Here is a 13,263-nt window from a genome sequence, read left to right as displayed (position 1 = left end):
ATGATGATATTCTAAATTAGCCTTCGTTTTTTTAAGTATAAGCCCTTCAATGAAGGGCTCAAAAATCGACAGATTAATAACATGGAACATTGATAACTAGGGGCTCACTGGCATTGGCTGCTTGTTTAATGATGCCATTAACAGTTAAGTTTACAGTCATGTCTCCACATTGCTCTGGTGAGAAGTGCAGCAGAATATTCCGCTTATCTCCGGCATGGGTTGCAGGCACTTGCAGTGTGGCGAGTAAGAGCTGTTGTTGAGCGTTATCTGGGCTGCTTGTGAGATATAATCGAGCACGGTTGAATTGATGAGTACTAGATAGTGTTGCGGTGACATCCACTCCTTGATTATTGATGGAGTAATCTAAATTGGAGAGGGAGAAGGGTTGAGACGAAGCAGATATTGCACTTTGTTGACGTGTCGGGCTAAGTGACGATGGGATGTTAAAAGCAGTATAGTTGCTCATTGGTATCGATGTTGCTTGGGTTTTGTTTGGAAATAACGTAAATTGCATTTGAAACATACCCACATTATTTGTCACGCTGTAGATTTGCCCATTATCGGGCACATTGCCATTATTGATCACATATGGCGTGATATTATCGACTGGCACATTGGCGATATCATTATAGAGAGAAGGTACGATAGTGGTCCCTAGGCCTTTGTGATCTATCTCCGTTATCATGTTACCGCTGGCATCTTCAGCCCATGCAACGGCCCAAAAATAATAGTTCTGGATCCCACTATTGGCTAAACCTGTCGTGTCCCAGTTCACGTTAACGCTTGTCCAGTTTTGCCCTATTGCAGAGTCAGCGCCATATAAGCGTCCGCCTAAAATGTCTCTATCACCAATCAGTACAGCAGAGTTAGGCACTAATGATATTCCATCTGCCGCCACATTTTGCCGATAAATTTGTACATGAAGTTGACTGTTTTCAGGCATATCTGTGAGGCTGTAATTATAGACTCGCAGTGATAAAGAGAGTTGTTCACCGTCCGTAGCGGCATTACGCATTTCATTTGAGTTAACGGGTGTAATGAAAAAACCTCTCATATTGTAGAAATTATCGGCGAATTGTTTATTGCTATCGGCTCTAATAGGATAGGGAATGGCGCAGTTGTTGGATGTAGGATGGCCAATACAGTTATTGTCTGCGTTATCTAAGGTTGCTCTTGGGTGATCAAAGCTCCAACGAGAAGGGTTGTTGAAAGCAATATCAATGTGTTGTTTATAGTCATCACTCGTACTCCAAAGGTTCCCCCCATTTCGATGCACTAAGTAATTGAGTTGCAGTGCGCCGCCAATAAGCGCATTAGGGTCGGCATTGCTGACGGCTTGCTTTCCAGGCTCTGGACGCCAATCAGATGTGTATTTGACAGGATCGATTTTATCGCCAAATATGACAGGTGTGACTTCATAGGCATAAGCCTGAGGGTTGGTAAAACTGGTTGCTCTTTTGATGTTAAGTGACATACCTGCACTGATATTGGATATGCCGCTTGTTGCAGAAGAACCGCTTGCAGCACCATTGTAATTGATGGCGAAGGTATTATTTGAACTCAAGCCCGTTAGTGCTTCGGCGGCTTTACCTGTTCCATAACTCATGGACATGCCTAAATGCCAAGTACCACTATTAATATTGGTGATTTTACTTGATGTGGATAAGCCATTATTCCAATTTAATCGCCAGTCACCGGCGCCACTGCCTAACAAATAACTCATGGTTGAGTCACTGAGTGCACTAATGGGGCTGCCATATTGACTTTCTATGTTAGCTAGGGTTTTAGGATAAGAGAAAATATTACCGGGTTCGTGCAGTGGTTGATACCATTTAAAAATGTTGGCATCACCAAAGACCATAGGCGAACTACTTGGAATGGTTAATTGAACATAGCGTTGTCCTCTTTCATTATCAGTGCAGTTTGGCTTTCCTTTTGGACAAGATAATTCCCCCAATACCGGATAATAATAATAATCTGTAGTGGTTAATTTCACGCCTAATTTATCATGGGGGCCAGCCGCTTCTGTAATGGTAACGCTAGATTTTGCTGTGCTTTTTTGGGTTAATGTGTCTAAGTTTTGATTGGTGTAACTTCCCCCGAAGCTGATTTTACCTTCTGCTTTAATTACGCCTGTATCACTTAACCCTCCTGAATGACTTTCATCATAGGCAAGGGTATTTGTGAGGCTGTTTTCATCCGTTGAGACATATTGGTTTTCATTGCTTTGAGTATTAACCAACGTGGCCGAATAGGCTTCAGAACCTTGGTTTCTAGCATAACTGATGTTGACTAAAGCTGGGGTTTTCTCACCTGATGGACGAATAAAGTCAATATGTGAGGGAGGAGCCCCTAATATGAGTTGTGGCGTTTCATGATCGGTTACTCGATAGTGCAAAGGTGAGCCTAACTGCTCTGATAAACCTTGTAAATCAGCCGTGTAAAGTACATTTTTACCGTGAATGTTATTCTCTACTCCTGCTGCTACTTCGCCTGTGGTGCGATAGCCTTTTAGGAACATTCTGCGGTATATCCACATTCTGTCTGCTGAAAAAGGTTCAAGTAGGCTGCCGGCTGTGTCAAATTCTGATTGGTATTGAAAAGTCGCATTGTTATCTATTGTAAAAAGAACGGTTTTATCTTGGTCACTTCTGTTTGTATCGTCAGTATTTTTAAGGGAAAGCGCGAGTTTTTTCACGACTGTTGTGCTATCTGGTAAGTTGGTTAACGTTTGAAAATTACCCGCAGCAATGCCTTGAAGTTGAAACGGTGTGGTATGAACAAACATGCCGCCTTTAGAAAGCTGAAAATCAAAGTTATTACCATTTTGGGACCATAAATTATTACTTTTGATGGAAACTTTCATGGTTTTAGCAGCGGGTGCAAAACTAAATTTGACAGGAATAGCGCTGTATAATGTAAAGAGATTACCTAAGGAATAAGAAGACATTATGTTAGGATTCAATTGAAAAACAACCCAGGCTTCGTCTCGCTCTTGAGTCCAAGGGTGAGGGTTCGTGGAAATGGCATACGCATAGCCGCCTTGATTCATTAACACGTCACTTCCGACTGTTAACACTCCTGGAATAATTCCACCTGCGTTTAGGTAGAGAGCATCATAGTAAGCTTTATCAATTTGACTTGTTAGGTTTTGATTTTCTATTTTTGTGGCCGTTAATGTGAGATCGTTATTTTTTATAAAATGATAGCTTCCTGCTTGCGCTCGCCATTTTCCATTATCTGCTTGAGTAGAGTCTGTGATCTTGTAAACGCTGGATAAAAAGAGCTCATCACCAAATCCATGGAAATTACCTACAGCGAGAGAAAATGAAGCCGTAATAGGGTCATAGATCTTAGGAAAAGCGACTGGCGCCCTTTTTACAATATCAAAGGCTTGCTTTCCTTCACAAACGGTTCCTGTGAGATTACCTGCGCATACGGTAAAAATATTGATTTGTCCGTTACCGACGTAAGCGACGTCTTTATTTCCATCAGAGTCGAGATCGCCCACAACAGGCCGACCGTAGCGAACATCTTGGGCTATTGTGGGAGACTCGATTAGACTCCCAGCGAGGGAACTGGGGACTGTGGCGATGAGTCCTTGGCTTGGATCATTGCCATTTTTTGCTTGAATAAACTGAAATCGTAAGTGTTGGGTGGGAAGATTAGCATTGTAGGGGCCATTTTTTAGATATGAAATATCAAGTACTTGTTCTAGGCCACTGTGAATAAAGTCAGCACTGACTAAATTGTGTGTATCGGGAATGTCAAAGCTGCTGGAATTATCAAACCCTTCATTGAGTACGTGTATCGCGACTTGTTGCTTATCTAAAATGGCTCTGGCACGCCACCAATTATTACCATAATCTTGATATCGATCGACGATGAGTATGGATTCCTTTTTAGTATTAAATAAAAAAGCAGGGATCATTTCAGGGCTTTTTTCACATAAAGGTGTACTTGATGCACAAGTGGTGTAATTACTATCGGTCTGATAATCAATGGCAGGGGTGTGCTTATCATATTCGAGTAATTGATCATTTTCCATTAAATACAGTCCCGCACGAGTTTGATTCCATTGGTGTGAGGCGTTTTGACCATTTTGATTGAAATAGGAACGATTCAGTAATAGATCCTCTTTAGGCATAAATTGATGGTGGCCTTTGAGTGGATCGGTATCGGCATGACTAAGCAGAGTGATTGATAGTAAAGCAGGAAATAATAGTGTTTTAATTAATATGTGCTTTTTTGAGGTTATTATTTTTATCATTTTATTAGCCCTGAACAAATTGCCAATGTAAAATTTGGCAAATCAATAAAAATTGTTTTTTATGTTATGAGTGTTTTTATTGCCCCTAAAATAGAATGTTAATTTTTTAACGTTATTAACGCTCTTTTTTATTCGTTAATATTTCTTATCTTGTTCACTTTCTTTTTATAAGATTTAGAACTTATTAACTCAAATTAATTCCTATTTCTACTTGATGTCAATCTTGCTTCTTTCTTGTTTGTGACATTAATATGATTATAAGTTAATTATTTTATATTTTTATATCATTGATATACAATTATTATTACTCTTTGCATTCTTTATTTTTCCATTTAAGATTAATTATTTAATATTTTCTTGTCTGATGATACGTAGGATGACTTAATTGTGCTTATTGTTATTTATGGGTTTTATTTTTGTGGTAGATGATGTTTTATAAAGGCGAATGTTAAACTTGATGTCGATGATCTCACGTGCGAGCACATTAGGGATTGGCATGTTAATGCCTGATTAAGCGTCATGAATGGCTTTATTCTTCATTAGTCCTCAATCATAGCTCTACAAAGTTAGGCACCTGCTATAGTTTCATCTATGTTTATAGTGTATTGCCTTTTTAGAAAAGGCTTGCCTCTTTTTAGATGGAAAAATTGATGAGCCTATTGGGCCCTTTTAATAAGAATAAGGTATAACATTTTGTTCAAATTGAAATTTAGTCAGTCTGTGTGTGTTCTTTGTATGGTATTGAGTTTGACTTCCTGTAGTGATTCGACTTCAGGAGAGTTTGGAGCTTTTACGGTTTCGACACCCGATACAGAGCAAAACTCATTAACAGTTCAAAGTATTTTAATTGAAAATGACAGTACCACTTCCTCTCATACTTTTTATATTAATTTGAATATCCATTTGGGAAATTTACAAGGTATACCAGCATTTTCATTTATGAATGGGAAAGGCTTTCCTTCTTCTTGTGTCGTAAGAGGGACAACGCGAGTGACATTAGCCAGCGATGGTTATTGTTATTTGTATATAAAAAGTGATGCTCAACTCGATGTGGGAGAGTATGCGACGGCGGCATTAACGTTATCTGATAATGAGTATAATAGCGTGACTTATCAGCTGAAGGCACAGAATCTGCTTTATGTGGGTGGGCATTACACTTACCTTAATCAGGATACGAACATTAATCTTGCCCGCTGGAATGGCAGCGAATGGAAGCAATTGGGGACGACGGGGTCAAATAGCAGTGAAAGCTGTAATGGATCCAATAATGATTTAGGTTTGCTTTATAGTTTGGTGCTTGATGAAACTGCAGGTAATTTGTTTGCCGCAGGTTGCATGACTGAAATTGATAACTTGTCAGTGAATTACATTGCCCTGTGGAATGGTGAAACTTGGAGTGGATTAAACAGTGAGCTACCTGAGGAGGTGAGGAGCTTATATTGGGATCCTAATAGTGAAGTCTTGTTTGTTGCCGGTGGTACCAATGTATTAGCAGGTATCGATGGGGCTTTTGGCTACCTTTATCAGTGGCAGAATGATGTTTGGACGGATCTTGGCAGTGGTGATAGCAGTCCGATTAATGCGCAAGTGACCTCATTGTCTTTGGATGAAGACAATCGTTATCTATACTTGGGGGGGAAATTTACTGGCGATATTGACTCGCAGTCTGCCAGTCGTATTGCTATGTATGATATTGATACTCAAGCGTGGTCACGTTTAGGGGCTGGCGTAGAGGACACGGTTAATGGATTATTTTTTAATAGCTATACCAATACCTTGTTTGTAGGGGGCTTTTTTTACCCTGGGATCACGACTTGGGATAATGAGTTGGCATCATGGATGAATATAGGGGTTGCGTGCCGAGTAGGCGCTCCTCCTTGCGATGGTGATTCTATTAGCAGTGATAATGCCAATGTCGTGGGGTATGTGGCTTTCGATAAATATCGCATGTTTATTGGTGGCAACTTTACTTCTGTTGCGGATGAGTCTGACACCAGTGTTGAAATCGACGCAGAAGGATTAGCACAATATAATCCTGTTATTGATAGTTGGTCGCCTATTGCAAACTCCCCCCCTGTTGAGTCTGGTTTTGTCAAACCTCTTATTTATGTTGAAAATAATAATATTCTTTATGCCGCAGGTTCTTTTACGATCACAGAGAATGTTGATTCGCCCATTTATAATATTGGTAAATGGGATATGAGTAGTGGTGAGTGGCAGCCTCTCAGTAGTACTGAGGCGGGGCTTGATGGAAATATTGAAACCATGGTGATAGTGTCTAAACAAGCCAGCCCAGAATTGGTGGAATAATGAGTGGGTGGAGTCATAGTTAATTTGCATGCCAATGCTTATCATAAGGATTGGCGCTTTTTCTTGTTGTTAGGCTGTTATCGTTAAGCCGTCAATTTTCAGTTCTTGCTTTTGCTTGAGTTTATGGCCGACGGCAACAATGGCTTCTATGGCCGGTTTCAATTCTAACCCTAAATCAGTCAAGCTGTATTCAACTGAAGGCGGTGATGTAGGCATGACTGCGCGTTTAATCACACCATCGGCTTCTAATTTTTTTAAGCGTGTGGTTAACATTTTTGCTGACACTCCTTCGATATCATCTTTGAGTTCGCTAAATCGTCTTGGGCCTTGGCTTAAATACCAAATAACCGCGGGCGCCCACCTTCCACCTATGATCCCCATACAAACATGTATTGGGCATTCTTCAGGCGGTAGGATCACCTTGTTTTTCCTTCTTGGCAGCATGGTATTTGTTTTCCTTAGTTTTTATATCTTGATTGTTATGTCTTAGTGCTTCTATGCGATGACTCTCTATGTGGTTACTAAAAGGTAACCACAGATTTTGGTTACTTTAACATAGCAGGTATACAAAAGTAACTTCACATGTTTACAATACACAAGTTCATTAAATCAGAGAAGGAATTTACATGAAATTGTATTATAAACCAGGTGCTTGCTCACTTGCATCACATATTATCTTGAAAGAAATAGGTGATGATTTTGAGATTGAAAGCGTGGATACAGAGCATCAAGTTACGGATTCGGGAATCGATTTTTCTATCATCAACCCAAAGGGGTATGTGCCTGTATTAAGTTTAGGGAAAGGGGAATATTTAACAGAAGGGGCCGCGATTCTTCAATATCTTGCGGATTTAAGGCCTGAGAATTCTCTTGCCCCTGCAATTGGCACACTAGCTCGAGCGCGATTGCAAGAACATTTAAATTTTATTTCAGCAGAGCTCCATAAAGCTTTTGGGCCTTTGTTTTCATCTCATGCTCAAGATGCAGAAAAACTTCAAGCCAGAAAACAGGTAAAGCAAAAAATGGCACATTTTGAGTCTATTTTTGACGATGGAAGACCTTACTTGTTAGGGGACAAGTTTTCTGTTGCCGATGCGTATTTTTTTGTGGTATCTAATTGGGCCACACCATCAGGGATAGCGTTAGCACAATGGCCAAATATCTTGGCTTTTTCCAAACGTGTTGCCGCGCGAGAAAAGGTACAGGATGCTATGCGTGCAGAAGGATTATTAAGCGAATGAATCAACATCAAGAGCATGATATCGATACTGAATTAAAAGCGGTTACTCAAGTCTTGTCTCATTATTTTGATGGACTCTATCATAGTGATACGAGATTACTCGCGGCGGTTTTTCATTCTAAGGCCCATTATGTTTGTGCAACGGAGGGGACATTACTTTATCGCGATATGGATGAGTATTTTCTTATCGTGGATAAGCGGCCTTCGCCTGCGAGCCGTAAAGAGTTGAGACAAGATCGCATCGTGTCTATCGAATTTGCAGGACCTGTGACAGCGATTGCGCGGGTTGAGTGCGCTATAGGGGAGAAATTCTTTACTGATCTTTTAACCCTTATTTTTATTGATAGAAAGTGGCAGATCATGTCCAAAGTGTTTCATTATGAGCGTTTGGATTTGAGTGTTTAGAGTTAAGTAAAGAGCCAGAGGTAAATGATGGAATAAGCCATTAGCGTATGTTTAGTCGAATAACATGGAGAATGATATGCCCTACGTCAATATTAAAATTACTCGAGAAGGCACCACACCAGCACAAAAAGCTGAACTTATCAAAGGGACAACGGAGCTGCTTGCGCGGGTACTCGATAAAGATCCTGCCACCACATTTGTGGTTATTGATGAAGTGGGCCTAGAAGATTGGGGAGTGGGCGGTCTACCGGTTGCGGAATATCGCAAGATGCAAGATTGAATGAATGGTATGTTGCAATCTATCGCTTTTATTTGAAAGCGATAGTACCGTGGTCAACTAAAATTGGCCACGATCTTAGAGTTTACCCAAAACAACCGCTTTAATTCATTTGGTGTCAGCCCGCCATTATATCGATGAGGTCTAAGCTGCCAGTAATATCCAATGATATATCGAATAATCTTTTACTTCTCCATTAAGTGCAATTTAATAAAAAATATTTTGTTTTAATCGGTGATGAGAAGGGTAATAAACCTTAGTATGTAATAGGTTAATAATAGTTGGCTCTGCTTGTTCTGTTTATAATATGCTTTCTTTATCGTTGTTTTTTATGTTCATTTTTATAAAATACTTAAAGGAATATGGAAGGTTACCATATTATTTTTATTCAAAATGATGACATTGGTTCTTTTAAAAATGCCAATTCTTCAGCAGATGAAATTCTTCCAAGTGCCTCGTTACGATGAGGATATCGGCCAAACCGATCAATTATCTCTTTGTGCCTATAAACAAATTCCCTGACAAATTTCTTTACTTTTGGAGGCCAAAAAAAACCTTTAATCAAGTCATCATAATAGACTTTGGAAAGCATTTGAATATTCTTATTTTCACTATGCATTAACGGTAAATAGAAAAAATATTTTTGGAAAATATTGAGGTGTTTGTCAAATCCATGATCTAAACCATAAAGACAAATATCTAACGCTCTTTCATCATAAGAAAAAGCTTCGGCTTTATTTCTAAAAATATGCCTTGGAAATTGATCACATAAAATAATATAAGCAAGATTTCTATTTTTACAAGTAATCCAATCATTATACTTTCCATCACCTGCCATTTTCAGCATATCAGAGAAGTTCTCACTAATTTCATTATCAATCTGTGGTGTAGAATTAAACCACAAAGGCTTTTTATTTAACATGAGTTTCTTAATGACATCTAAGCGATAATGTTTATAAAACCAATAAGATAAAATAATGTTTGCTTCATCCATTTCTATGCCCCTCGAATTTAATTTCTCTTGTCATGACTTTTTTTGACAAATTCATCGAGATGTTACTCCATATTCTCATCATATCTTTTCTGTTAGTAATATTATTCAATGCATTTAAACTAACAATACCTATTCTTACATGATCACAACCAGCAATCAGGTCTATACTTTTGGACTGTTTTTGCAAAAAAGGGGGCTCTCCACATAAATCCCCCTCCATAAATTTTCCTTTTACTTGACCATTGTCACTTACAAGAACAAAACCGCTTAAAATAAAATAGCTGCAACGATCAACCGTTTTCCCTGCTTTTAAAATCAAATCTCCTTTCTGACAATCGACAACTATTGAATTTGCGAAAAATTGATTAATTGATTTTTTAGACACACCTAAGAATAAGGTTTCTCTTAAATTTTTAGATGATAAGTTTTCATGTTTTATTTCGTTAAACATATAGCTACATTCATTTTTTTCTATTTGTTTTACTAAATGTAGTAAGTTTCTATTTAGCTTTTTTGTTTTTATAAGTTTTATAAAAAATAAAAACAAAGTAAACAAAAAATAGTTTGGTTTGTATATAAATTGTGCCATAGGAACTCTGTAACCACCACTTTTTACCTTTGTTTTTATAGAAGAAAAAGGCCTAATACCCAACTTTAACAGTCTCCAATATACTCCTGGCTTTACTAAACCAATTGCCATTACTTTTCCACTCTTTATCAGAAATTGATAGACTTCTATTATTAACTTAGTACTAATGATCTGCTTAGTTTCAGATGGATCTACACAAACACCGACTACTACAGATACATTGGGTAATATTTCCCGAGGTAATTCATTAAGTCTATATTCTAGCATCAGATTTTTTGATTCAAGTAAATACTGCGCCTCTACGAGTTTGACAACGCCTATCACTTGACCCTTTTTGTTCTGGCAAAAAAAATGGCAGATGTTGGAAGATGATTGCTCTTTTCCTATAGACTCAATACCAAACCTCATCACACGCCCAAAACTCTTCTTGATTAAAGCTTCACATTCTTCAAGTTGCTCCATGTTTTGAACTTTTTTAACTTTGTATGAAAAAAATCTAAATACGTTTTTCAACACAAATACGACCTTCTTGAATGACTACAATGCTTATACTTATAATAGTACAAATGTATTATTGGTGTAGTTCTTATGTTTCGTATATGTGGTTTTCACGCTCTTAATTTAACGATTGCACTCAGTTAAATTTAACCTTTTTATTATTTTATTTCTCTCTTTGTACCACTCGCTATCATGAATTCGGGGAGATTTCTTCGCCAATATGTTGATAAAAGCCGGCGGCTGGTTAATGCCAGTCAGTTTAGATGACTGGCATTTTCGTTTTTATGGGGGATATTTACTGGGTTTCGGCTTAACAACTTTTGGAAACACTCTGTCCTCTCGCGTTGTTGGTAATTCAAAATTCCCTAGCATCTCTATCAGTTGTTCATAGTGTTTTGGTAGATTTTCGGGGGGGAGGGGGGCTTATTAGCGGTAATCTTCCTAAGTAACCTGAGCTCGGGATTAGCAGCGCCGCTTAATATTGCTATTTTTTCCCCTATCTGTGTTGAGTTTTCTACTAATAGCCAGCTATTAGGCACGAAATCCCGCCTTGATATTGAAAAAAATCTCGGTATTAAGCAAAATATACAAAATGAAGAATATCTAATCATTTATTAATATATTGAATTTAAATGAAGTATTTAAATTTTTTGACACTCGTTAACCCGAGTTCAGATTAAGTAACTCAGTATCGTACTCACACAGTGACTAAAGCAGAGGCGGTTGGCTCATATCCCTTTTCTGGAGACCGCCTCTGTCATTGCTATTGCTTTAGATTCATCATCCCTGATTCAACTCCGGTTACCTCTGCGTCCGTGCTTCGCTCACGTGATGACTGATAAAATACTTTCGGTATCTTCTATGGGGATCTAAAAACGACAAGCAAAAGCCACTGGGCTTTCTTTGAATTGGCTGTGTTGAATATGGCTGAATATAGCACTAGAACAGTATTGTGCGCGCTTTGCATGTAACGAACCTCTTGTTAATTGATAGCTAATTGATGGCTAGCTGATAACCAGTTGGTAACTAATTGATATCTAATTGATATCTAATTGATAGCTAGTTGATAGCTAGTTGATAGCTAGTTGATAGCTAGTTGATAGCTAGTTGATAGCTAGTTTATAGCTAGTTAATAACTGGTTGATAACCAATTGATGTCTGGTTGATAACCAATTGATAACTAAATCGGTGGCTAACTGTGTTTTTTGATGGTAATCTATTGATTATAAATAAAAGAAAAACGCGCATGCGCGCTATATAAAGATTATTTTTCAGGAGTAGCGAGATCGATACACTGCAAGTAGATAAAGCTCCTTACATGAGGCTTGGAGATCACTCAGACTCTTATGAGAACTTACCTTATGAGGTCAAGCGTGTGCTAATAGAAAAGAGAAGTAGGCATTTTTTCTTCTGGAAGCATGAGAATTTATTCGGTCTTAATTGCAAAAATAAAACTGTGTACATAGATCTCGGTGAGTTCAAAGATTTAGAGCTTTGTTATTGGTCAAGAGCCAAAGGGCCTGGTGGCATCGAAATAATTGTTTGGCCAAAAGAACCATCGAAGCGAGGTGCTATCAATTTTTGTGGGGCTCGCCCATACAGTGATCAAGTCATGGAGCAATTTGCCCTTATATCAAAAGAGCTAAGCAATTTTATTGGTAAAGAAATTAAAGTGGTCGATTGTGGCCCTGATTATTAAAAACATAACAAGCAATGGCAGTATCACCCTGTGGCTGGACGCGCTAACGCGCGCCGCTGCTTTGGGCGTTAGCAATCTTATGGAGAGTTCAATTAAATGAAGTATATATTAACCATCATTTTTGTATTATTTATGGTGGGGTGTTCGTACGAAGATATGAAAGAATCTACAGTTCCAAAAGAAGAATCATCTTTTGCTAGGGACTATTTAGATCTACTTCGAGTAAAAAATTATGGATATATAAAAGCTCAAATGCATCCAGAGCTTCTTGCCAAATTAACAGTTGAAAAATTGGATGAGCTGTCTGGATTTTTCCCTGAAGGTGAGCCTATAAAAAATGAATTAATGGGTTCCAATGTTCGCATATTCAATGATGTTTGGTCGGCGAATTTTTCCTTCGAATCTCAATTTAAAGTAGGTTGGTCAATATCAAGTGTTTCCATGACGAAGCAAGATGGCAAACTTTTGGTAACAGGGATTAATGTCTACCGCACTAATGAATCGCAAAGGGTATTAAGCTCATTTGCTAACGCAGAATTAAGTGTACCGAAATTTTTGATACTGGCCCTAACAATTGTCACTCCAATATTCATGATTGTAACTTGCTTTTTTGTTTATCGAACCCCTATAGAGAAAAAGTGGCGCTGGTACTTGTTATCGTTTGTTGGTGTAGGTGCGGTTGCAATGAATTGGACAACTGGCGAAATAGTTACAAAAATAGTAACAATTAAACTTCTGGGTGTTGGTGCTAGTGCTGCAAGTGAATTCGCTCCATTTATATTTACTTTTACAATACCTATCGGTGCAATAGCATTTTGGGTAAAACGCAACAAAATGATTGAGCAAACGATAGTTAACAAGGGCAGTCAACAGGACGCAACATAGCTGTGCCTCTGCTGGAGGTGTTAGTGCGTCAAGCGAAGCTTGATGCATCTTGCAGGGTGCAAGTCCCTGTCGGGTAAGGTTTAACCCACCACCCGT

Annotated in this window: 10 protein-coding genes and 1 pseudogene; 6 read left to right on the top strand and 5 right to left on the bottom strand. The window is 38.5% G+C overall.

Translation table 11 applies throughout. The features are described from left to right. Positions 1-73: 73 nt before the first annotated feature. On the bottom strand, positions 74-4,270 hold the full coding sequence (locus Q0779_RS06190) for a hypothetical protein (RefSeq protein WP_298770616.1): 4,197 nt from the start codon (positions 4,268-4,270) through the stop codon (positions 74-76). 693 nt (positions 4,271-4,963) lie between these two features. Between Q0779_RS06190 and Q0779_RS06185 the strand changes: the two genes are divergently transcribed. Beyond that, a complete protein-coding gene (locus Q0779_RS06185) occupies positions 4,964-6,580 on the top strand; it encodes a hypothetical protein (protein ID WP_298770614.1) in 1,617 nt (538 codons plus the stop codon). Between the two features lie 69 nt (positions 6,581-6,649). Here the strand turns inward: Q0779_RS06185 and Q0779_RS06180 are convergent, their stop codons facing one another. Then, positions 6,650-7,024, bottom strand: a complete 375-nt coding sequence (locus Q0779_RS06180; RefSeq protein WP_298770612.1) for a helix-turn-helix domain-containing protein — start codon at positions 7,022-7,024, stop codon at positions 6,650-6,652. A gap of 182 nt (positions 7,025-7,206) precedes the next feature. Between Q0779_RS06180 and gstA the strand changes: the two genes are divergently transcribed. The 3 genes from gstA to Q0779_RS06165 all read left to right on the top strand — a co-directional run bounded on the left by gstA (position 7,207) and on the right by Q0779_RS06165 (position 8,505). Further along, entirely contained in the window at positions 7,207-7,821 is a 615-nt protein-coding gene (gstA, locus tag Q0779_RS06175) for a glutathione transferase GstA (protein WP_298770610.1), read from the top strand. Next, the gene (locus Q0779_RS06170; RefSeq protein WP_298770608.1) at positions 7,818-8,225 is read left to right on the top strand and encodes a nuclear transport factor 2 family protein; all 408 of its coding nucleotides are present in this window, start codon (positions 7,818-7,820) and stop codon (positions 8,223-8,225) included. The genes gstA and Q0779_RS06170 overlap by 4 nt, the downstream gene beginning before the upstream one ends. A 76-nt stretch (positions 8,226-8,301) precedes the next feature. Then, a complete protein-coding gene (locus tag Q0779_RS06165; protein ID WP_298770606.1) occupies positions 8,302-8,505 on the top strand; it encodes a 4-oxalocrotonate tautomerase family protein in 204 nt (67 codons plus the stop codon). Between the two features lie 53 nt (positions 8,506-8,558). Here Q0779_RS06165 and Q0779_RS06160 read toward each other — a convergent pair. From Q0779_RS06160 to Q0779_RS06150, 3 genes and pseudogenes are all read right to left on the bottom strand, one after another. Further along, positions 8,559-8,693 (bottom strand): annotated as a pseudogene (locus tag Q0779_RS06160) (IS3 family transposase); the annotation flags it as partial. Between the two features lie 197 nt (positions 8,694-8,890). Next, positions 8,891-9,496, bottom strand: coding sequence for a DUF924 family protein (locus Q0779_RS06155; RefSeq protein ID WP_298770604.1), 606 nt, complete (start codon positions 9,494-9,496; stop codon positions 8,891-8,893). Next, complete coding sequence (locus Q0779_RS06150) at positions 9,489-10,601, bottom strand: cyclic nucleotide-binding domain-containing protein (protein WP_298770603.1); 1,113 nt, start codon at positions 10,599-10,601, stop codon at positions 9,489-9,491. Before Q0779_RS06150 ends, Q0779_RS06155 begins: the two co-directional genes overlap by 8 nt. 1,357 nt (positions 10,602-11,958) lie before the next feature. Here Q0779_RS06150 and Q0779_RS06145 point away from each other — a divergent pair. After that, on the top strand, positions 11,959-12,282 hold the full coding sequence (locus Q0779_RS06145; protein ID WP_298770601.1) for a hypothetical protein: 324 nt from the start codon (positions 11,959-11,961) through the stop codon (positions 12,280-12,282). A 96-nt stretch (positions 12,283-12,378) separates the two neighbouring features. Further along, positions 12,379-13,167 (top strand): hypothetical protein, encoded by a 789-nt coding sequence (locus Q0779_RS06140; RefSeq protein WP_298770599.1) that lies wholly within the window; start codon positions 12,379-12,381, stop codon positions 13,165-13,167. The last annotated feature ends 96 nt before the right edge of the window (positions 13,168-13,263 follow it).

This window comes from uncultured Shewanella sp. (assembly GCF_947491715.1).
Lineage (GTDB): Bacteria > Pseudomonadota > Gammaproteobacteria > Enterobacterales > Shewanellaceae > Shewanella.
Note: the sequence above shows the minus strand (reverse complement) of the source record. Positions and strands in the feature narration are given on the sequence as shown.

Coding starts and splice junctions, on each gene's coding strand:
- Q0779_RS06190 (WP_298770616.1), bottom strand. CDS start 4,270: ATGATAAAAATAATAACCTCAAAAAAGCACATATTAATTAAAACACTA.
- Q0779_RS06180 (WP_298770612.1), bottom strand. CDS start 7,024: ATGCTGCCAAGAAGGAAAAACAAGGTGATCCTACCGCCTGAAGAATGC.
- gstA (WP_298770610.1), top strand. CDS start 7,207: ATGAAATTGTATTATAAACCAGGTGCTTGCTCACTTGCATCACATATT.
- Q0779_RS06170 (WP_298770608.1), top strand. CDS start 7,818: ATGAATCAACATCAAGAGCATGATATCGATACTGAATTAAAAGCGGTT.
- Q0779_RS06165 (WP_298770606.1), top strand. CDS start 8,302: ATGCCCTACGTCAATATTAAAATTACTCGAGAAGGCACCACACCAGCA.
- Q0779_RS06155 (WP_298770604.1), bottom strand. CDS start 9,496: ATGGATGAAGCAAACATTATTTTATCTTATTGGTTTTATAAACATTAT.
- Q0779_RS06140 (WP_298770599.1), top strand. CDS start 12,379: ATGAAGTATATATTAACCATCATTTTTGTATTATTTATGGTGGGGTGT.